The sequence below is a fragment of the Defluviitalea raffinosedens genome, assembly GCF_016908775.1.
GTDB classification, from domain to species: Bacteria; Bacillota; Clostridia; order Lachnospirales; family Defluviitaleaceae; genus Defluviitalea; species Defluviitalea raffinosedens.
On the sequence record NZ_JAFBEP010000021.1, the window covers coordinates 1 to 19,417 of the forward strand.

General features: G+C 38.8%; 19 protein-coding genes. 10 read left to right on the forward strand and 9 right to left on the reverse strand.

All coding sequences use genetic code 11. The features are described 5' to 3' along the window. Nucleotides 1-16 precede the first annotated feature (16 nt). The 6 genes from JOD07_RS12610 to JOD07_RS12635 form a co-directional block, all read right to left on the reverse strand. Entirely contained in the window at nucleotides 17-340 is a 324-nt protein-coding gene (locus JOD07_RS12610) for a recombinase family protein (protein WP_334299667.1), read from the reverse strand. 76 nt (nucleotides 341-416) lie between these two features. Next, entirely contained in the window at nucleotides 417-578 is a 162-nt protein-coding gene (locus JOD07_RS12615) for a transposon-encoded TnpW family protein (RefSeq protein ID WP_204614219.1), read from the reverse strand. Between the two features lie 240 nt (nucleotides 579-818). Further along, nucleotides 819-1,766: a phage major capsid protein gene (locus tag JOD07_RS12620; protein ID WP_204614220.1), complete on the reverse strand. Its 948-nt coding sequence runs from the start codon at nucleotides 1,764-1,766 to the stop codon at nucleotides 819-821. A gap of 12 nt (nucleotides 1,767-1,778) precedes the next feature. After that, nucleotides 1,779-2,084: a hypothetical protein gene (locus JOD07_RS12625; protein WP_204614221.1), complete on the reverse strand. Its 306-nt coding sequence runs from the start codon at nucleotides 2,082-2,084 to the stop codon at nucleotides 1,779-1,781. A 407-nt stretch (nucleotides 2,085-2,491) separates the two neighbouring features. Next, the gene (locus JOD07_RS12630) at nucleotides 2,492-4,771 is read right to left on the reverse strand and encodes a DNA primase family protein (RefSeq protein ID WP_204614222.1); all 2,280 of its coding nucleotides are present in this window, start codon (nucleotides 4,769-4,771) and stop codon (nucleotides 2,492-2,494) included. A gap of 49 nt (nucleotides 4,772-4,820) precedes the next feature. Then, the gene (locus JOD07_RS12635; RefSeq protein ID WP_204614223.1) at nucleotides 4,821-4,997 is read right to left on the reverse strand and encodes an excisionase family DNA-binding protein; all 177 of its coding nucleotides are present in this window, start codon (nucleotides 4,995-4,997) and stop codon (nucleotides 4,821-4,823) included. A gap of 307 nt (nucleotides 4,998-5,304) precedes the next feature. Between JOD07_RS12635 and JOD07_RS12640 the strand changes: the two genes are divergently transcribed. The 5 genes from JOD07_RS12640 to JOD07_RS12660 all read left to right on the forward strand — a co-directional run bounded on the left by JOD07_RS12640 (nucleotide 5,305) and on the right by JOD07_RS12660 (nucleotide 10,938). Beyond that, the gene (locus JOD07_RS12640; RefSeq protein ID WP_204614224.1) at nucleotides 5,305-6,255 is read left to right on the forward strand and encodes a hypothetical protein; all 951 of its coding nucleotides are present in this window, start codon (nucleotides 5,305-5,307) and stop codon (nucleotides 6,253-6,255) included. A gap of 132 nt (nucleotides 6,256-6,387) precedes the next feature. After that, on the forward strand, nucleotides 6,388-7,167 hold the full coding sequence (locus JOD07_RS12645; RefSeq protein ID WP_204614226.1) for an ABC transporter ATP-binding protein: 780 nt from the start codon (nucleotides 6,388-6,390) through the stop codon (nucleotides 7,165-7,167). Beyond that, nucleotides 7,157-9,238: an FtsX-like permease family protein gene (locus JOD07_RS12650; RefSeq protein WP_204614228.1), complete on the forward strand. Its 2,082-nt coding sequence runs from the start codon at nucleotides 7,157-7,159 to the stop codon at nucleotides 9,236-9,238. Before JOD07_RS12645 ends, JOD07_RS12650 begins: the two co-directional genes overlap by 11 nt. A 6-nt stretch (nucleotides 9,239-9,244) precedes the next feature. Beyond that, nucleotides 9,245-9,919, forward strand: a complete 675-nt coding sequence (locus JOD07_RS12655) for a response regulator transcription factor (protein WP_204614230.1) — start codon at nucleotides 9,245-9,247, stop codon at nucleotides 9,917-9,919. Nucleotides 9,920-9,930: 11 nt separating this feature from the next. Next, nucleotides 9,931-10,938 carry a sensor histidine kinase gene (locus tag JOD07_RS12660; protein WP_207756966.1) on the forward strand — a complete coding sequence of 336 codons (1,008 nt, stop codon included), beginning with the start codon at nucleotides 9,931-9,933 and terminating at the stop codon, nucleotides 10,936-10,938. 166 nt (nucleotides 10,939-11,104) lie between these two features. On the opposite strand, the gene JOD07_RS12665 is transcribed toward JOD07_RS12660, so the two are convergent. The 3 genes from JOD07_RS12665 to JOD07_RS12675 are packed head-to-tail and all read right to left on the reverse strand — an operon-like array spanning nucleotide 11,105 to nucleotide 12,939. Then, nucleotides 11,105-11,716, reverse strand: a complete 612-nt coding sequence (locus tag JOD07_RS12665) for an ABC-2 transporter permease (RefSeq protein ID WP_158740370.1) — start codon at nucleotides 11,714-11,716, stop codon at nucleotides 11,105-11,107. Then, on the reverse strand, nucleotides 11,713-12,561 hold the full coding sequence (locus JOD07_RS12670; RefSeq protein WP_158740371.1) for an ABC transporter ATP-binding protein: 849 nt from the start codon (nucleotides 12,559-12,561) through the stop codon (nucleotides 11,713-11,715). Before JOD07_RS12670 ends, JOD07_RS12665 begins: the two co-directional genes overlap by 4 nt. Before the next feature lie 3 nt (nucleotides 12,562-12,564). Continuing rightward, nucleotides 12,565-12,939: a GntR family transcriptional regulator gene (locus tag JOD07_RS12675; RefSeq protein WP_158740372.1), complete on the reverse strand. Its 375-nt coding sequence runs from the start codon at nucleotides 12,937-12,939 to the stop codon at nucleotides 12,565-12,567. A gap of 95 nt (nucleotides 12,940-13,034) precedes the next feature. On the opposite strand from JOD07_RS12675, the gene JOD07_RS12680 reads away from it, so the two are divergent. The 5 genes from JOD07_RS12680 to JOD07_RS12700 all read left to right on the forward strand — a co-directional run bounded on the left by JOD07_RS12680 (nucleotide 13,035) and on the right by JOD07_RS12700 (nucleotide 19,392). Then, the gene (locus JOD07_RS12680; RefSeq protein WP_204614232.1) at nucleotides 13,035-13,403 is read left to right on the forward strand and encodes an NUDIX hydrolase; all 369 of its coding nucleotides are present in this window, start codon (nucleotides 13,035-13,037) and stop codon (nucleotides 13,401-13,403) included. 225 nt (nucleotides 13,404-13,628) lie between these two features. Continuing rightward, nucleotides 13,629-14,321, forward strand: a complete 693-nt coding sequence (locus JOD07_RS12685; protein WP_465220797.1) for a response regulator transcription factor — start codon at nucleotides 13,629-13,631, stop codon at nucleotides 14,319-14,321. Continuing rightward, complete coding sequence (locus tag JOD07_RS12690) at nucleotides 14,296-16,374, forward strand: HAMP domain-containing sensor histidine kinase (RefSeq protein ID WP_158740374.1); 2,079 nt, start codon at nucleotides 14,296-14,298, stop codon at nucleotides 16,372-16,374. The genes JOD07_RS12685 and JOD07_RS12690 overlap by 26 nt, the downstream gene beginning before the upstream one ends. A gap of 471 nt (nucleotides 16,375-16,845) precedes the next feature. Beyond that, complete coding sequence (locus JOD07_RS12695) at nucleotides 16,846-18,261, forward strand: ABC transporter substrate-binding protein (RefSeq protein WP_204614234.1); 1,416 nt, start codon at nucleotides 16,846-16,848, stop codon at nucleotides 18,259-18,261. A 183-nt stretch (nucleotides 18,262-18,444) separates the two neighbouring features. After that, nucleotides 18,445-19,392: an SGNH/GDSL hydrolase family protein gene (locus JOD07_RS12700; protein ID WP_158740376.1), complete on the forward strand. Its 948-nt coding sequence runs from the start codon at nucleotides 18,445-18,447 to the stop codon at nucleotides 19,390-19,392. Nucleotides 19,393-19,417 lie beyond the last annotated feature (25 nt).

Here is a 19,417-nt window from a genome sequence, read left to right on the forward strand (position 1 = left end):
TCGGTTATATGACTCCTCAACAGCTTGAAGATGCTTTAAGAAAAACTGCATAAAAATTTGAGTTTTTGTGTCTACTATATTGACATAAATCCACTTCTTCCACTTGGGAGATAAGGCGCTGCCAATCCGGGCGGTCGAAGTTCGTACCACTATAGCCATCATCCACAAAGAACTCAGTGTTTGTAAAACCATTGTCATCAGCGTACTTCTGTAAAATGGTCTTCTGATTTTTAATGCTGTTAGAATCACCCTGTAGTTCGTCATCTCGTGAAAGACGGCAATACAGAGCGGTTATTTTATCGTTATTCTTCACAGCAGTATAAGACTGCCTGCTATTCATGTTTACCTCCTTTCCGACAGTCTTCAAGCGGTACTCTATGTTCCCGTACTGCCGCGAATAAGTCAAGTTATTTTGATTAAGAAGCCTTATTTAATTCAAGCTTTGCTGTGTCGTTAAGTATCATGCGTTTCAGCTTGTCATAGGCAGTTTCTTTGGCAGTGCTACTGACTGCTGATTCTATAATGTAGAGAGTATCACCGATTACCTTTTCGGTAACGCAGATGGTCTTCTCAGCCATAAGGCACTCCTCCTTTCTGACCTTGGGGGTAGGGGGTAATTAATCCTTACACCCTTTCGACCGTGCAACGGGCGTGGGGCTTCGTAGGAAAAAACGCAAATTCAAACGGGGTATTAAAGGAACAACCGGGATAAAATTCATATAATTAAAATAAATTTGGTGTGTATTTCATCTTGGGAAAGTTTATTCTTTAGAGAAAAGGCACAGCAGGATATTCCACTGTGCCTTTTCTCGTATGTTTTAACTGTTGGTCTCGGTATTCATCTGAATTACCTTCACTGCCTCCGGGCGAATAAGTTTTCCATCAACAAATTCAAAGGCAAGGTAACCCATCTGGTCGAGCAGGGCAAACTTCTCTGAGAGTGCCCTCACGCTGACAGGGCTTCTGCAGATGATCCAGTAGTAGCTAAAATCACCGAAGGCTATAGGCTTTGAATCAGACTCCATATCCGGCATAAACTCTGATATAAATACCTTTTTACTGAGGATGGTATCATCGCTGTCGCGCCAGAGGTAGTTTCCGGCTTCATCCTTCATTGTGCGAAGGGCAAGGGCTGTCTTATCGTTCATGAGCCATACAGCATTTTTGCGGTATTTCGGCTTCACAGAGAAGTACAGGCGGATTATATGATCATAGGTGATTTCATCGACGGAATAGGCAACCTCAGCACCGTTTGCATCGTTTAAGATACCTGTCGGCATATGCACACCGGTACCGTTAATAAAGGCGTTGTCCTCAGCTTTGGCAAAGTTCCTGGCAAGGCGCTTTACAAGGTAGCTTTCGATGTCGAATGCGGCATCGCGGACAAAGTCCGAATTCATTTTTACAAGAGCAGCGAGTTTATGGCTTTCAACAGTGTACTGAATGAAATCATTTAGTCCGTCAAAAACAGGGATAGTGCCGCCTTCCGGTACAAACTGCGCAAGGTCATCGTATTCTTTTGCAAGGATGTGATAGCTGCCTTCATATACGTTAAAGATTGTGCCGATTTTTCTGAACAGGCTCTCGTTTTTGATGGCTGCTTCATATTTGTTATTTGTGGCATTTGGCATGACATAAGTACCTGTATCGCTGCTGCGGCCTTCGGAAAGTCCAGAATAATCGTTTTCCTGGCCGCGCATGGCATTCCAGAAGTGCTTGCTGTATTCCGGCTGACCGGTATATACTCTGACTTCAGTATAACTCATGGCGTTCCCTCCTTAAATCTTATCGCAGAATGGACAGGCATAGAGACCGAGGTCATGGTAGCTGAGCGATCTTCCTACCTGTTTCAAGTGGTGGTGGCATTTCGGACACAGAATGTTATATTCCATAGCCCCTTCAATGGTATGAGGATGCTTTGCATGGAGGCGGTATCGCAATTTTAACTTTCCTTTATCGTCTTCGATGACAACATCGGAAAGATGCAGGTCGCACATGGCATGGGCATACTCATCGGAATAGTAAGTATGTTGCGGTCGCAATAGAGTGCCTTCCTTATTCATTTTCATAAGCGGATAATTCATGTTTTTCCCTCCTCAAAATTAAGATGTTTGAATGTGGTTGATGATATTTCCTGTAGATCTGACTGCTGAGCGCTGATCATGACGTATCACTATAGCTGTTCCTCCCTCCGGTGACAGAAGTGACAGTTCAGTGACAGTAGTTTTGATGAACTGTCACGCTGGAAAGCGGCTTGCGGCAAGGCTTTTAAAGCTTCAGTGACGAAAGTGACAGAACTTTTCATTTCATACTCGCACTGCTCATAATCTTTTCCTTGTTCTCTGTACTTTTCCAAACTTTATTTTTCCCGCCAAGAAGTTTGAAAGACTGTCACTTCTGTCACTTGTGGCTGGAAACCCTTGATATATGGGCGTTTTCGCGGTGACAGTTGCCTGTGAGAACTGTCACTCGACTGTCACTTCTGTCACTTTTAAGCAAGAAAATCCGTACTGTCATAACCATAAGCCTTCTTGTACTGCTCCTTTGCCTCAATAGTGAGGGTGAGGTTTTTATAATAGGTGCCTTTATTGGTATGAACGGTCATTTCCTTAAAGGTGCAGCCGAGATGGGATGCCAATGTCTCTCTGAACTCTTTGGCTGTCTTGGCAAAGCCGTTATTGTTGTCATGGCACCATGCCCTGTAAACATCGTAGATGCGGCTCGTTGTAGCGGAATCATTAAACTTGCCTTCTGACCGCTTGCACATACATTCCTCATAGAAGGAGATCACAGTATTGTTCTCCGACATATATTGCTCTCTTGCAAGGCTTACACTGTCCGGCTCGGAAAAGCTGTACCCGTTTGCAATGACCGTCTGCAGCGCCTTAACAGCCTTGTAGACGATGCCATCACGCTCGGCATACATTTTGTCAAGGAGTGATTTGTCCTGCTTGTCCTTTGGAATGACATTAGGGCAGCGCACCACCATAATACGGTCATAGACCCATTTGCCATCATCGCCGCCAAACTTGGGAAGTCTGTTCATGCAAAACCAGAGCAGCCCGTTGTAGGTGAACTCAAAGGCCTGCTGTCCTTTGAACTCGGCATATAGGCTGTCGCCGCCGGTAATTTTCTTAAATGTTTTCAACTCATCTACGGATAGAAAACTCATATCCGAGCTACCGGCAAGGCGTGTGCCATATATCGCGCCGGTGCCGAAACGCGCTTCAATCTCCTTAAGGTCGATTCCTATGAAGTTGCCCTTGCCGAGCAACCGTTCCACAAGGCTTTTAAGTTGCGATTTGCCGGTGTCGCCATCGCCGACAAGGAAAAGCGCTTTTTTCATTCGCCATCCCTTGATGTTGGAGATGCATACACCGATAAACTCAAGGAGCAGGTGTTCTATGGCCTTGTCTCCGTCCGTGAGGGTGTGCATATACCTGTCGAAGACCGGCGTAGGTGTTTCCCTTCCCGCCCAGTTGCACGGAATCTGAATGGTGGAGAGGATATCCGGGGAGTGTGGTACAAGAATGGCGTTATCTGCAGTGATACGGAGCAGGCCATTTCTGAAGTTGATTAAATCCTCATCGGCGTTCAATTCATCCTGGCTAACATAATTAAGGTCAGTGGTGATATGCTGTAAAGTTTCGCTGACGATGCCCATTCTCACAAGTTCCTCGTCATAATCTGCTATGTACTGCTTGATAATGCCCATCAGCATATTGTCGGCATAGAGCCGATAACAGCCGTTTTCGTAGACATATTTCAAAAGGCCCTGCTTTCCGTTATCCCTTACAAGCACATAGCGGAGATGCTCGCGTACGTACTTTGCAAGGAGCGGAACGCTGACATAAGGTTCACCAGTCTGTTCATGAAATTTGATGAAGTACGGATGCTCCATCCTGGATTTATGGAAAATGCCATGACAGGCATTGATACCGGCATTGATTGTGGCTTCTCTGTAATCGTCACGCTCCCATTTTTCGCGATAGAGGGCGGAACTGCGGAAGATTTCATCAATAGCAGCGGGATCTGGCCCGGTACGGAATGCAATCATGGCGCACAGCGCCGCGTCAGCCTCGGAGTGAGAGTTATATCCGGAGATATCTCCATCGTCATATAGTTTCTTGAACTTATCTCCGTTTTTCTGTTTGCGTAAGTTACAGACAATATCGAAATAGGTGCGGTCACCGTCACGTTTTTGGCTGTATTTTGCTTTCTTGGACTTCCTCATGTTCTTATCGAGAGTGAGCAAGATGGCTGCTGTGCTTTCTTTGAGCGGTTCATTCAGAATCATGTCACCAGTATAAGCTGCGAAGCGATTTGTAAGTCCGCCTATATAAAGCTCCAAATGATTGCTTGGATTTTTCATATAGTAAGCTTTATCTAGTCTGGGATTGCCGTTTTTGTCTGCATAAGTCGGTAGTTTCTCAAAATTACACTTACCGTAAATATGAATACCATTTCCGCTGACGGAACGCTCGGTATAGGAGTTAAAACGTTCAAGCAGTATCTGTACGAAGGGATCTGTGATAGGCCTGTGGTCGATGTCAAGGAAGAAGTAGCCTTTAGGTATTACAAAACCTAAGCCTGCAGCGCTTTGCTTAGTCAGTGAGCTAAGTGCTTCGTCGTAGGTAACCCATGTGTGCCGGTATTTTTCATTAGTGCCTGTCGCCCCACCGCCAGCAGCAAAGGGAATTTTGTTGATACGGTCGCCATCCATTTCTTTGCGCCAAAGAAACCATATCTTCATATCCATCAGTTCCTGCATTGCGTTTGCCGTTTTGTCCACCTCCTCTCTGCTGCATTTTGTGCTGCCATTATTCGTGCGCCGAGTTTATGACCAGCCACTCTTTAAAAGCTTCAACCGGAATCAGGATTCTTGTACCAACCCGTATGACTGGAAATCCCGGCTTTTTTACAAGTTCGTAGGCCTTCGGCAGACTAATGCCCATCTGCGCCGACAGTTCCTGCACACTCATGGTTGTCTTTTCCATATACTCTTTCCTCCTTATCTTGATAGTTGTTTCGGTTTCTACATCCACCGTTCGCTACCGTTCCTGAGGCAGCCACCTGCTCGTGGTCTCCCCGTATCCGATTGCAGCAGAAGCGCTCCGGCTTTCACCATCGTGGCGGTTACGCTGCAAAAGTATCTCTCGCGGGCGGACTATTCAGTTGTCAAGGAACCGGAAATTAAGTGGTTTTACAATTTGTTCTTGTTTTCAATGCCATTGTATAATACAATGTAAGTGATGTTAAATTTTCATCGCTTACAATAACGATTACATTCAAAGGATGATTGCCATGAAAAAACTGCCGGTAGAAAATCTCGGTTTCGTTGAAATTGGGGGCGTTGGCGAGATGATATATAGAGCTGTGCGATTTCCAGAGTATGTTCCGGACTATGACGATGACGGCGAAGTATTAAAGCCCGTTTTCACAGGCCTTCATGCTCCGGAAAGCGGCACTGATTATTCGCTTACCGGACAGGAGCTATTGGTTAGTCTGTGTAATCTTTACGGAAAATTAAATAACCCAGACAGCACTGAATCGATTTCAGATACCGTCTGGGATTGGTGTAGAAACAATATTCATCCATATGATATTGATAGTCTCTGCGAAATCCTCGAAAGCGAGAAGAACGCACACATCACTTACAGGGATATTATTGAGAAGGATGCTACTTTCAGCATAAAAAGGTTTATCAAGGATTTGTGCGATCTTGGTACTGTCTTCGAGTTGTATTACATCCTTGATAACTTGAAGTATGAAGGTAATGTTAATAATGCAAGAAATCTATATTACGAAGGTAGGCTTCGTGACAGCCTTTCCTTTTTAGAAAGATATAGTAAATATGAAGACGATAAGGAATACAAGGACCATGTTTTAGAAGATTACAATGATCTGATCTTCAAGGTCATTGATATATTCCCGGACTTTCGAATGCGGTTGAAGTTAGATAAGAAAACCGGCAAGGTGATGTTTGGCGCAGATGTTCAGTCTGTTTTTGATATTTGTTGGTATACCTTTTCAAGAATAGTGGCGGATGTTGCACCACCAGTTGATGAGGACCTTGACTATTTTGAATCGCAAGGCTCGATACTGTCCTGCCTTGCCTGCGGGAAGTATTTTGTAAGGTGTTCAAGTCGTCAGCTATATTGCGATACTTGGGATTGTCAAGCGGAGCGTAATCGTAGGAACAGACGTGCCAGCTATGCTCGGAAGAAGGCGGCTGAAGTAGAAAACAAAGAATAACAAATAGATATTGCTACTATTCCTGGCTATTTTTTTATTTTTAAGAAGGAGCAATACCTTACATCAACTGTAAGTGTTTATCCTTTGTGACATTTGTTATAATTAGGAGTAAGAAAGTCAGGAGGTTATAAAATGAATTCAAATAAAGTTTTACAAGTTGATAGTGTCACAAAAGTCTATGGTAAGGGCGATAATAAGACAGAAGCCCTCAGAGGAATCAGTTTTGACGTGCTTGAAGGCGAATTTCTTGGAATTATGGGGGCCAGTGGCTCTGGGAAAACAACACTGCTCAACTGCATTGCTACCATGATTAAACCCAGTTCGGGAAGGGTTTTACTTAAAAATAATGATGTTTCTTCTTTCAAAGGTGTACAGTTGGCTGACTATCGCGGTCAAGAAATCGGATACCTGTTTCAGGAATTTGAGCTTTTGGACAACTTAACGGCGAGAGAAAATATTATTCTTCCGTTATCTCTCCATGGTGTGACAGGTCATCAAGCCGAACAGGAGCTTAAGGAATTGGCAAATCGTCTTGATATTACGGATGTTCTTGACAAATTCCCATCCCAGATGTCCGGCGGACAGAAGCAGCGCGTGGCGGCTGCCAGGGCTCTTATCTCAAAACCGAGCATTGTGCTGGCAGATGAGCCGACAGGCGCACTTGATAGTAAAAATTCCAAGGTTCTCATGGATAAGCTTTCTGCTATCAACAAGGAGCAGAAGAAAACAATTGTCATGGTTACGCATAATGCAAATGCCGCCAGTTATTGCTCTCGTATCCTTTTTATCCAAGACGGCCGCCTGTTCCATGAGCTTAGAAAGAACATTGAAACGGAAAACTCCGACAGTTTTTACGAGCGTATTGTGACAGTCATGGCACAACTGGGAGGAGGAAGCGCAAATGTTCTTTAAACATGTTCGACGGAACGCCGCAAAATATCGAAAGAACAATGGCTTATTCTTCAGTTCCTTGGTGGTTGCAATTGTCGCATTTTATACATTGTTATCTTTGGGTGACCAGGATGTCATGCGTTTTTTGAAAACGATAGAGAGCGATGCTGTTAGCAAACTTATGCTATTGGTTCCAGTCGTCTATATGATTTCGCTTTTCTTTGTTTTTTTTCTGGTTTATTTCGCTTACCGTTATCAGTTAGACAATCGCAAAAAAGAATTCGGGTTGTATCTGATGCTTGGTATGAAACGAAGCACGCTTTTTGCTATGCTGATGAGTGAAACCATTTGGAACAGCTTAATATCCATTCTGATTGGCTTGCCGATTTCGTTACTCCTCACGGAGGGGATTAGTCTTGCAACGGCAAAGCTGGTCGGACTTGGTATAATCGGGCATAGAATTTCGTTTTCCATATCGGCTGTGCTTGGAACAGTTGTCGGGTTTATAGCAGTTCAAATGATAGCTATGTTGTTTTTGAGCGCTTCATTCAGTCGCAAAGAGCCAATGGAACTGCTACGCTCGGATTCCCCCGAAAAGCAAGTGCCACTATCAGCAAAAACGGGATGGCTCTGCTTTGGTGTTGGTCTGATGTTCCTGATTTTAGCATATGTGGTTGGAGTTACGATGCTAAGAAGCTTTGATTTTAACATTGTCATGCTGATTATTATCCTTGGTGGGGGTGGAACCTTTATTCTGTATCGGGGTATGGGCGTATTCATTGGTCATAACATCCAACAGAAAAGCCCAATGCGTTCAGGATTGTTTACCTTTACAGGCCGACAGATTCAGGAGAATGTAATTCATCAGTACAAAGCACTGGCAATTTCGTCCTTGCTTTTAGTAATGGCGTTAGCATGCGTATCCTTTGGTATAGGTGTTGCTTCAGGCCGAGGATCGACGGAAGTTAGAACAGTGGATTTTTCTATTGATGGAAGCGAACAGGAAGTGCGCAGGGTTTTAGATTCGGAAGCAAGTAAATCAATGATTGCTGTATATTATCCTATGTTTTTAAGTCGTATGAATACAAACCTGTATGATAATACCGGTGTAGTACTGAGAAGCGAGCCAAATGCCCGTGATTTTTCTTGGACCGGGCTCAATGCTGCCCTCGAAAAACTGCCCGAAACGAATCTGAGAAATAATATGATTGAAAACTTTTCTGACCGATCAGGCCCGTATTTAATTTCAGAAACCAGCTACAACGAACTCTTACAGGCGATCGGTAAAGAGCAGATTCAACTGAAGATGAATCAAGTTGCGCTGTACACTTCCATGAAGGACAGCGGTGACTTTATGAACATTCTGAATGGCGCACTGGAACTTGGAGCTTATATCGAAGTTGACGGTCAAAAATACGAACTATTATCCAGCGTTTACTATGATAATGTGGTTGCTGACCGCAAAATCACACTCAGCAGCGCCTTAATCGTTTCTGATGAAGACTACCGAAATTGGGTTTCTGATGCCAGCACCCCTTTCTGCTGGAATGTTGTGCTGAATCATAAGGTCGTAAATGAAAAGGGCTTAATGCAGGCAATTCAATTGATGGAACAAAACATCATGGGAACAGGCTTGGAATATGAAAGCTATATAAGCGGCATTGGCAGAAATCTCTTTTATACCGTAGCCGCAAGTTACCTGACCATCTATCTTGGTGTATTGTTCATGGTAATTGCAAACACAGTAATCGGATTGAAATATTTGATGCAACAACGGGCAAATAAGCACCGTTACATTACCCTGCTTATGCTTGGAGCCAATGTAAACGAGCTTCGCAAATCGGCAAGATCGCAAATCAGACTGTTTTTTGCTTTGACGCTTAGCGTAGCGGTATGCAGTTCCATCTTCGCAATCTGGTCGATGTTTACAAGCTTTCTAAAATTGCCAGTAGGAACATCGATGTCAAAAGTTGTTGTAATTGCAGGAATTTCCGCTATTCTGTTTGTTGTGATAGAATGCATTTATATTCACATTGTGGAACACGCCAGCAGTCGTGAAATACAAGCATTACGGGTAACAGATCGGGGGTGATGCGTTTTGAATAAGATCATAGTCATCGAAGATGATATTTACTTGCGAGAAGAACTTGTCAATACCTTCGTAAAGAAGGGGTACTCAGTATCGAGTATCTCTTCTTTTGACGCACCCGAAAAAGAAATACTGAACAATAACCCCGACTTGGCAGTATTAGACATAAACCTTCCGGGTAAATCTGGATTTGAGTTATGTAAGTGGCTTAAAGCGAGAGCTTCTTTCCCAATTCTTATTTTAACAGCGCGCGATACCCTATCAGATGAATTGTACGCATTGGGGCTTGGTGCAGATGATTTTCTTACAAAACCATGCCACCCTGACCGGCTCATAGCACGTGCTGAGCGATTGCTTCAAACATACGGGAAAGTGAGAAACCTGATACAAGCAGGAGACATTGTATTAGATATTGACACATATAAAGTGATTTGGAAAAATGCTCATGTTGTCTTATCAGATACGGAAGGAAGAATTCTAAAAGTTCTGCTTGAATGTTATCCATCCGTTGTTTCAAAACAGAAATTGCTTATAGAGCTTTGGGGTAGCGAAGAGTACGTTGACGAAAACATTCTTCAAGTAAATATGACCCGGCTGAGAAAGAGCTTGGATTCTATCGGCCTTAGAGATATGATACAAACTGTTCGCGGCCAAGGTTACCGACTGGAGGTGAGCAAGCCGTGAAGCGACAGAAAATGAGTTTGAAAGCGGAAAGGCATTGGTTTATCTTATTACTTTTAACGGACCTGTTTTTTATTTTTCTAACATGGCTGATAGGCCCAGACACCATCGGAAGTATTATTTTTATTATCTTGCTTTTTACCGCCATTATTTTTTCTACAGGTTACTGGATTGCCCGAATAAAACAAAAAAAACAGATAGGGATACTGCAACTTTTTCTGAACAGCCTGGATGAAGAAACGGAACAACGCTTATTGGCAACAGTGGATGAATCTTGGCATCCCGCAATATGGATAGCTTCAGGGCAGTTGAGAGAGCAATCCCAAACGATAAAAGACAAACAACTGGAACTGCAAAACTATCAGGAGTTTATCGAGGCATGGACGCACGAAATCAAAACACCTCTGTCTCTTGCAACATTGGTTTTAGCCAACCATAGGGAAGAAATGTCAGCATATGTTTATAATCGGATGGAGTATGTACGCTGTACTATTAACAACGATGTTGATCGAATATTATACTATGCTCGGCTTCAGGCTGACCATGTGGATTATAGATTTGTGAAATTGGATTTAAGCGACTGCGTACAGGAGTGCCTTGAAGATTTTCGCGCAATATCTGATGAAAAGAAAATTGATGTACAGCTAAATCTATCACATTTGCAGATTATAAGCGACAAAAAAGTCCTTACCTTCATGCTCTCGCAGCTTTTCAGCAATGCCTTTAAGTATACAGCGTCTGTCAACGGCACTATACACGTCGTAAGTTGGTCGGACACTCAGGATGATGGTAAAATACATCTTGCCGTCCGAGATAATGGCAAAGGTGTTCCACTGGAAGATCTCCCATTCTTATTTGACAAAGGGTTTACCGGAAGCCATCCGGATCGACAGAACGCAACAGGTATGGGCTTATACCTCGTAAAAAAGTATGCCGAAGCATTATCGGTTGAGGTAAATATTGAATCAATATCGACATCGGGACAAGGATTTGGCATCGAGCTGATGTTTCCTATTATTTAAAGATGAAAAGATACAGCAGATAAAAAAGTATAAAAGAAAGACTGCACTAAAGGTTTTATCCTTCGGTGCAGTCTTTGCTTTCGAGTCTCCGCTTGAAGAGAGTCGGTCAATAATTCACTTGTTTTCGTAAATCCCTAAGTTGAACTCCCTTTGGCCCGGCTTTTTATTAAAATTCTTTTTTATTGTATATGGAAATTGAAACGAATATGGATAGTATAAAAATAATGATAATGGCAACAGGTGAGAAATATAAAAGAGGTTTTAATGCTTCTTCATCTGGTAATTTTATTCCTAAATTTGAAAGAAATACTAGAAGCATGGTTGGAGCGAATAATATAATTATCATTAAAGTACGGCCTTTTTCAATTCCGAATTTAAAAAGTACTGGAAAAACAAAAGCTATTAATAGTAGTACAGAACTTAGAATGCTTATATCCGCTATAATACTTTCCATTAACAATTCTTTATTGAATAATAAACTGGATACGATGGAGATTATAAAAGCTATTAAGGCAAATATTAGACCGAGTATATATCTGCTGAGTACTAAATCTTTTCTGGATAATGGCATCGTCAGGGCATACCTGTCCCAATTATTTTTTTCATCATAAGCCATTGCAGTGATGGGAAGCATAACTGCTAGTATGGAGAGCATTGAACCGAACATAGTAGCATTGCCATTGGCTCTACTCAGGAAAAAGTAAAATATTAAAAGAATAACATATACCTTGGAATGCCTTTTTAAATTATAAATATCTTTTAATATAAGACCTGTCATACCATCTGCTCCTTTATATAAAATATCATAATATCTTCAATATCCGCCTTGTCTATAACATAGTTTCCCTTTAGCTCATTCTTTAAAACTAATGCTTCTATTCCAAATTTATTTTTCCTTACTCCTTTAATGACAGCAGGATTGACTTGCTCAAATTCTTCTTCTGTACATTTTAATATTCCATAGCGCTCTAATAATTCATCTTTAGGCTCTGAAAGTACAATCTTGCCTTTATGGATAAAGGTGATATAATCGCAGATTTTTTCTAAATCGCTGATAATATGAGAAGAAACAAAGATCGAATGGGATTCATCCTGAATAAATTCTAAAAATATATCTAGAATCTCTTCTCTTACAATGGGGTCCAGACCGCTGGTTGCTTCATCTAAAATGAGTATTTTAGAATCATGGGATAGGGCAACGGCTATGGCTAGTTTCATTTTCATGCCTCTTGAATATTCCTTGATTAATTTACTTTCAGCGATTGAGAATTTCTGAATAAAGCTGTGGAACTGATCCTCATCCCAGGTTTTATATACTTTTTTCATGATTTTATTAATTTCTCTTGCATTTAAGTTTTCAGGAAAACATAATTCGTTCATGACAACACCTATGTTTTCTTTGATGGAATTTAATTCGGTCTTGTTATCTTTTCCTAAAATCGTAATTTTTCCTTCATCCCGCTTCACTAGATCCATAATCAGTTTGATTGTAGTGCTTTTCCCAGCTCCGTTTTCTCCTATAAAGCCCATGATACAGCCTTTGGGCAAATAAACGTTGATATGATCCAATTTAAAATCTTTATACTCTTTAGTTACATTTTCTAAAGTCAATGCGTATTCCATACATTACTCTCCTTTATACATCAGTGTCAGCATTTCAATTAATTCTTCCAAGCTGATTCCGTAGAGATTAGCCAAATCAATAATTTCCTGCATATGATTTTCAATTTCTTTCAGTTGCTGTTCCTTAATCAACTCCAGATTTTTGGAAGCAACAAAGCTTCCTTTGCCTGTAATAGAAACAATAAAACCTTCTTTTTCTAATTCCTCATAAGCTCGTTTTGTTGTAATTACACTGATTCTGAGTTCTTTAGCCAGAAGCCTCATGGATGGAAGAGCATCACCTTCATTGAGTTCACCCGAAATAATCAGTGCTTTGATCTGAGATACAATTTGCTCATAAATAGGTTGATTGCTTGAGTTGCTTATAATTATGTTCATCGTTATCACCATCGTTATATTGTATATACTCATTATATACAATATAACAACTTTGTCAATAACATTTGGAAAAGTTATTCCTATCTTTTTTGTGTATGTTTTTGAGGTTCAAATATTCAATAAATGAAAACAGTATGAAGGTAGATGTCAATGAATCCATTAAATCTAATACGGAAAAAGAAGTGAAAGAAGAAGCAGGGTTGGATGTTATTGCCGATCGTGTTATTGCAATTCAGGATCGCAATAAGCATAATGTACCAATCTATGCTTATGGCATCTGTAAAGTCTTTGTATTGTGTAAACTTGTTGGAGGAAGTTTTGCTAAGAATTCCGAAACCTTGGAAAGTGGATATTTTTCTCTGGATGAATTGCCTAAGCTGGCGGAAGAAAAAAATACCAGAGAGCAAATTGCGATGTGTTTTCGGGCAGCCATGGATCCACAATGGAAAGTTTTATTCGATTAAAGGAGCAAACTGTAGAAAATATTTTTTAATTATTTATAAGATGAGCTCGTAACCCTTTTAGAGGTAAGGCAGATGATCCTTTATACTCTAAAAGGGTTTTTATTTAATCAATGTTAAGAAAATCTTAAGATTTGCATATGGGCGTTGTTAAGATTTAATTGATATTATTCTTTTAGCACAAATTGAAGGGGTGATATAATATGAGAAAATACATATGCAGGAGTGATTGTATTGAATATATTGATCTGTGATGATGACAAGGCTATTGTAGATGGAATAGCTATTTATTTAGAAAATGAAGGATATAAAATATTCAAAGCATATAACGGATTGGAAGCTATACAAATAGTCAGAGACAAGCCAATTCATCTTATTATTATGGACATTATGATGCCTAAGATGGATGGCATACGGGCTACGATAAAAATCAGAGAGGAGAAAAATATACCTCTGATCATGCTTTCTGCCAAATCGGAAGATACAGATAAAATACTTGGACTCAATATGGGAGCGGATGATTATGTCACAAAGCCTTTTAATCCTTTGGAGATTATTGCCAGAGTTAAATCTCAGCTGAGAAGATATACAAGCCTGGGAAGCCTTGAAACCAAGACCAATGTATATAAAACAGGGGGATTGGTAGTCGATGACGAAAGCAAAACCGTAACCGTAGACGGAGAGGAAATTCGTCTTACTCCGGTGCAATACAGGATATTAAGACTTTTAACAGCTAATGCCGGAAGAGTGTTTTCCATAGAGGAAATTTATGAAAAAGCATGGAATGAACCAGCGATTAACCCGGAAAATACAGTGGCAGTTCATATAAGAAAAATAAGAGAAAAAATAGAAATTAATCCAAAAGAACCAAAATATTTGAAGGTGGTGTGGGGAATTGGATACAAAGTGGAGAAATTATAGTCATTCCATCGTAACGAAAATAATTACATTTGTGATGGTGATTACATGTTTTACGGGTGTTATTACATCTTTATTGAATATAGCGTTATTAGAAAATAATGACATTAAAATGGCTTTTCAAGAAAGTTATTTTCATAGTGTCAGCTATATGTCAGAAACCAATACGATTTTAAAAGATTTAAAAATGCTTACAGAGCAATATAAAAGTGAAGAACATATTTTAAACGGTGGAAGCATTTCAGAAGATGAAATGAGAAATACAGAAATAGAATTATTTTATGATTTTCAAAACAACTCAAAAGACTATAATCCTAATTTAAGTGAAGAGGAAAATTATGTTTTGTTTAAAGAGGTATACGCAGATAAGATTATTAAGGCAAAGGAAAAAATGATTAAAGAGGAGTTAAGGCAGTATCATTTGCTCCTCAAACGGATAGAAAATTATGAAGGAGTTTTATACTATATTAACGATGGTACAAATATCTATAAGAATACAACCAATATATCAAAAGAATATTTTAAATCCCATCCTTCTTATATGATTTTTGAAAATTATGAACAAGAAGTTTATCCATTAGAAATTTATAATAACAGATATTATTATTGGATTGCATCAACGATTGATCAGGCAGGTATAGATGATCACGTGATGTATATTGCTTTTACAGAAGACTTTATAAATCCTAGAATAGAACAATGGAAGTCCGATAAAGTAATAGCTGCCAATAGTTTATATCGACTGGCAGGATTCTTATTGGGATTGATCGTGTCATTTTTATATTTAGCATGGATTATTGGAAGAAAGTCCTTTAGAGATCAGGAAGTACATTTGAATGTTGTTGATAACCTATATACTGATATCAATTCGGTATTGTGCCTAGGACTTATAATGTTGTGGTTTTTACTATTAGACGGTTGGGATATTCGAAACTATTCAATGGTAATCATTCCTATAACTGTACCTATCGCTACAGTGGGTTTAATATTAGTTCTGTCCTTGATCAAGCATTTTAAAAATAGAACTTTTATAAAGCATACCTTAGTTTTTCGAATTTTATATAGTGTCTACCAATTTATAAAGAAAGTATACGATAGCGGAAACCTTGGAGTAAAAGTTATATTATTAGTAATTGGCTATCCTATTCTAGTGGCTATAACCATCTTTATATTTCCAGTGACGATAGGTGCAGCGGCTTGGTTTGCACTAAAAAAGATAAGAGAATTTTATGCCATTAAAGAAGGAGTAGAAATCATTAAAAACGGGGATATTCAACATACTATAGAGATTGATAGTAAGGGAGAGTTTAAAAGTCTTGCAGACAATATAAACAGTATTACCGATGGTTTAAAAAATGCTGTAGAAAACGAACTTAAAAGTGAACGGTTAAAAACGGAACTCATTACCAATGTGTCTCATGATATTAGAACACCTTTAACGGGCATTATCACCTACGTTGGTTTATTAAAGAAGGAAACGGATCCGTCAAAAGTACAAGAATATATTGAAGTACTGGATCAAAAGGCCCAAAGGCTAAAGATTTTAACCGATGATTTGTTTGAAGCAGCCAAGGCTTCCAGTGGAAACATTCCAACCCATTTAGAGAAAATAAATATTGTTTCTTTGCTCACTCAGGGCTTAGGAGAGATGAATGATAAGATTGAAGCCAGTCAGCTGGATTTTAAGATGAGCCATCCCAAGGAAGCGATATATATAAAGGCTGACGGACGGCTTTTTTGGAGATCGGTCGAAAATTTATTATCTAACATATTTAAATACGCGCTTCAAGGTTCGAGGGTATATATAGACATTGAGGATTTAGGTGACGAAGTACTCCTTGCTTTAAAAAATATTTCAGCCTATGAGCTTAATATTTCTGCCGATGAATTAATGGAGCGTTTTACAAGGGGAGATGAGTCCAGAAGCAGTGAAGGCAGTGGATTAGGTCTGTCCATTGCTAAAAGCTTGATAGAAATTCAAAAAGGAAGATTTGATATACAAGTTGACGGTGATTTGTTTAAGGTAATGATTTATATGCCAAAGTATTATGAGTAAAATCAAGTGATCTTATAATGTCATAATCCTATTTACCATTATTTTTACTTTTTAATTCAAGAGCCAAAAAGGCTCTTTTTTTATAAGCAATTTTTTATTTGTTGAAAAATTATAAAAAGAATGCCCGTGAAACAGGAAGGGAAAATAACGTTTTCGTTTATATTTTAATTCAATATTGAGAAGAAATGAGTTAATTTAGCTTAGATTCGTTAATACAAAAGAATTGATTTGTGTAAAAAGGAGTTGTTAGATTAGATAGATTTAGGGAAAATTAATACAAATAATTATGTTTAAATCATTTATATTAAGGAATATACACAAAAGCGATATGCAATAAAAGAAAAAGGTTATCAAAAATATATAAATCAGGCAATATAATACAATAATTTGCAAGATAATTTAATGAAAATATTTAAGTGATGATATATACTAATTTAAGTAACAATTTACTTAAATTAAGGAGGTAAAACTATGAAATGGAAAAGGTTATTAAGTTTATTTCTTGTAACCGGAATGGTAATTTCAGCAACTGCTTGCAGTGGTAGTAAGCAAAGTATGACTACAGGAGATCTCGGACAACCAAAAGTGGCAGAAGGAGAAAAAGGAAAAAGCGGTGAATTAGAAGTTCCAGCTATTTATGACATCAAGTTAGGAGAGGATTTTAAAGACCTTAAAGCAGATATTCATATTTTAACACATAGAACAGATATTGTAGATACTGTTTATGCAGGCTATGCAGAAGAATTTAGGAAACTATATCCCAATATTAATATTGAATATGAAGCTATAACGGATTATGCAGAAACAGCTACACTTCGTTTAACAACTGGAGATTGGGGAGATATTTGCTTTATACCAACATCAGTAGATAAAAGTGAATTACCAAACTATTTTATACCTTTTGGAGATGCAGATAAAATTTCTGAGATTTATAATTTCACTAATAATTATCGTTACAGTGGACAAATATATGGGATTCCATATATTGGAGTTGTTCAGGGAATTGTATATAACAAAAAAGTCTTTGAAAAAGCAGGTATTACAGAGTTACCAAAGACTCCAGAAGAATTTTTGAATGCATTACAAAAGATTAAAGATAATACAGATGCTATACCAATGTATTCCAATTTCGCAGCAAAATGGACAATGGGGGCCTGGGATGCATATATTGGAGGAACAGCTACAGGTGATCCAGATTTTATGAATAAGCTTCCACATCTAAGAAATCCATTTTCTAAAAGAGAAAATATGACAGGTCCATATGCAGTTTATTATATTTTATATGAAGCAACAAAAAGAGGTCTTATTGAGGCGGATCCATCCACAACTGATTGGGAAAGCAGTAAGGGTATGATGAACAGAGGTGAAATTGGAACGATGGTTCTTGGTTCATGGGCTGTAAAGCAAATGCAAGAAGCAGACGATCATCCAGATGATGTAGGGTATATGCCATTCCCCATTACAGTTAATGGGAAGCAATATGCTACTGCAGGAGGAGACTATGCATATGGTATAAATAAGGATATTTCTAAAGAAGAACAGATCGCTTCTCTCCTTTATGTTAAATGGCTGCTTGAAGAATCACCTATATTTGAAGATGAAAAAAGTGTTCCAGTACTTAAGAATGCACCAATGCCAAGTATACTCGACTCTTTTGCAGGGGTGGAATTTGTAATTGATAATCCGTCAAAAGAAGGAGAAGAAACATTGTTTGATGATATTAATAATGAATCTGAAGTTGGAATCAACAACAATGACTATAAAGTTTGTCAAATTCTAGAACATGCTTTATATGGTACAAAAGCCTTTGATGATATTATGAATGAATGGAATGAAAAATGGTCTAAGGCTCAGGAAAAATTGAATATTGAAATTTACGAGAAATAGATTTTACGAGAGAATGTATTATATAAATCAGGGCTAACTTCTATTTCATATTTGTAGATTCTTTATCACAGTTGGGGTGGGATTTGGTCAGATCCACTCTATTATTGATTTTGAACTCATTTAATATGCGGATAAGACTCTGCCTATTTGCAGCTTACTATTTTTATACGGGGTGAAATTTCGATGAAAGAAATAAATGAACAATTGAAGAAGATTTACTATGGAGCATATCGCATTTGCGAAACTGAGGATAGATATTTACAAACATTTCAATATACTCAGCAGCAGATGGAGTATTTTAAGCAAATTTCGGAAGAATGGTATGCCAGATCTAAGGCTTCTAATGCAAAAACCCTTGAGTTTACTACAAGTGCAACACAATTTTCTTTTGAGTACAAATTTATATGGATTGAATCAGAGGATTCTATTGAACTTGCAATTGACGGATTGATCACAAAAATATATTACGTAAAAGATTTAGAGAAAGAGGGAAAATTATCTTTTGAAATGCCTGCCGGAGAAAAGAAAGTCGTAGTCTATTTGCCTGTTGATGCCACCATTCTGATACGCAATTTTGAGATCAATGGAGATGTGCTTCCTGTGGAAAAAAAGGAGAAAGTTCTGTGGATGGGAGATTCTATAACACAAGGTTGTGGTCCATTACGTTCCGGGCAGACCTATGTCAGTGTGGCTAATCGTTTGCTTAACTATGATATTATTAATCAGGGGATAGGTGGATACGTATATGATAAAAATATACTTGTTCCTATGGAAGGATATTCTCCTGATAAAATTATTGTTGCATTGGGAACAAATCAATACAGAACAGAAAGTATGGAGGCTATAGAAGAATATTATGAAAGATTATCAGAAGTTTATGGGAATACGCCAGTACTTTGCATCACACCAATTTGGAGAGGGGACTTGCCAGATGCAGAGGAGGTACTTGCAGAGTTTTGTCAAAAGATTAAAGAGATCTGTGCCAAGTATTCCAATATTACTGTAATTGAAGGTTTTAGCCTTGTACCCCATGCATCCGAATATTTCGTAGACAATCTCCATCCTAATGCACTTGGTTCAGAGGTCTATGGAAGAAACCTTGTATTGGCAATGCAGGAAGTAAGATTTTAAGATTTAATAAATCTGCAAATTAATG

Coding starts and splice junctions, on each gene's coding strand:
- JOD07_RS12645 (WP_204614226.1), top strand. CDS start 6,388: ATGAATTCAAATAAAGTTTTACAAGTTGATAGTGTCACAAAAGTCTAT.
- JOD07_RS12665 (WP_158740370.1), bottom strand. CDS start 11,716: ATGACAGGTCTTATATTAAAAGATATTTATAATTTAAAAAGGCATTCC.
- JOD07_RS12680 (WP_204614232.1), top strand. CDS start 13,035: ATGTTTTTGAGGTTCAAATATTCAATAAATGAAAACAGTATGAAGGTA.
- JOD07_RS12610 (WP_334299667.1), bottom strand. CDS start 340: ATGAATAGCAGGCAGTCTTATACTGCTGTGAAGAATAACGATAAAATA.
- JOD07_RS12660 (WP_207756966.1), top strand. CDS start 9,931: ATGAGTTTGAAAGCGGAAAGGCATTGGTTTATCTTATTACTTTTAACG.
- JOD07_RS12615 (WP_204614219.1), bottom strand. CDS start 578: ATGGCTGAGAAGACCATCTGCGTTACCGAAAAGGTAATCGGTGATACT.
- JOD07_RS12640 (WP_204614224.1), top strand. CDS start 5,305: ATGAAAAAACTGCCGGTAGAAAATCTCGGTTTCGTTGAAATTGGGGGC.
- JOD07_RS12675 (WP_158740372.1), bottom strand. CDS start 12,939: ATGAACATAATTATAAGCAACTCAAGCAATCAACCTATTTATGAGCAA.
- JOD07_RS12670 (WP_158740371.1), bottom strand. CDS start 12,561: ATGGAATACGCATTGACTTTAGAAAATGTAACTAAAGAGTATAAAGAT.
- JOD07_RS12630 (WP_204614222.1), bottom strand. CDS start 4,771: ATGCAGGAACTGATGGATATGAAGATATGGTTTCTTTGGCGCAAAGAA.
- JOD07_RS12650 (WP_204614228.1), top strand. CDS start 7,157: ATGTTCTTTAAACATGTTCGACGGAACGCCGCAAAATATCGAAAGAAC.
- JOD07_RS12695 (WP_204614234.1), top strand. CDS start 16,846: ATGAAATGGAAAAGGTTATTAAGTTTATTTCTTGTAACCGGAATGGTA.
- JOD07_RS12625 (WP_204614221.1), bottom strand. CDS start 2,084: ATGAATTATCCGCTTATGAAAATGAATAAGGAAGGCACTCTATTGCGA.
- JOD07_RS12620 (WP_204614220.1), bottom strand. CDS start 1,766: ATGAGTTATACTGAAGTCAGAGTATATACCGGTCAGCCGGAATACAGC.
- JOD07_RS12635 (WP_204614223.1), bottom strand. CDS start 4,997: ATGGAAAAGACAACCATGAGTGTGCAGGAACTGTCGGCGCAGATGGGC.
- JOD07_RS12700 (WP_158740376.1), top strand. CDS start 18,445: ATGAAAGAAATAAATGAACAATTGAAGAAGATTTACTATGGAGCATAT.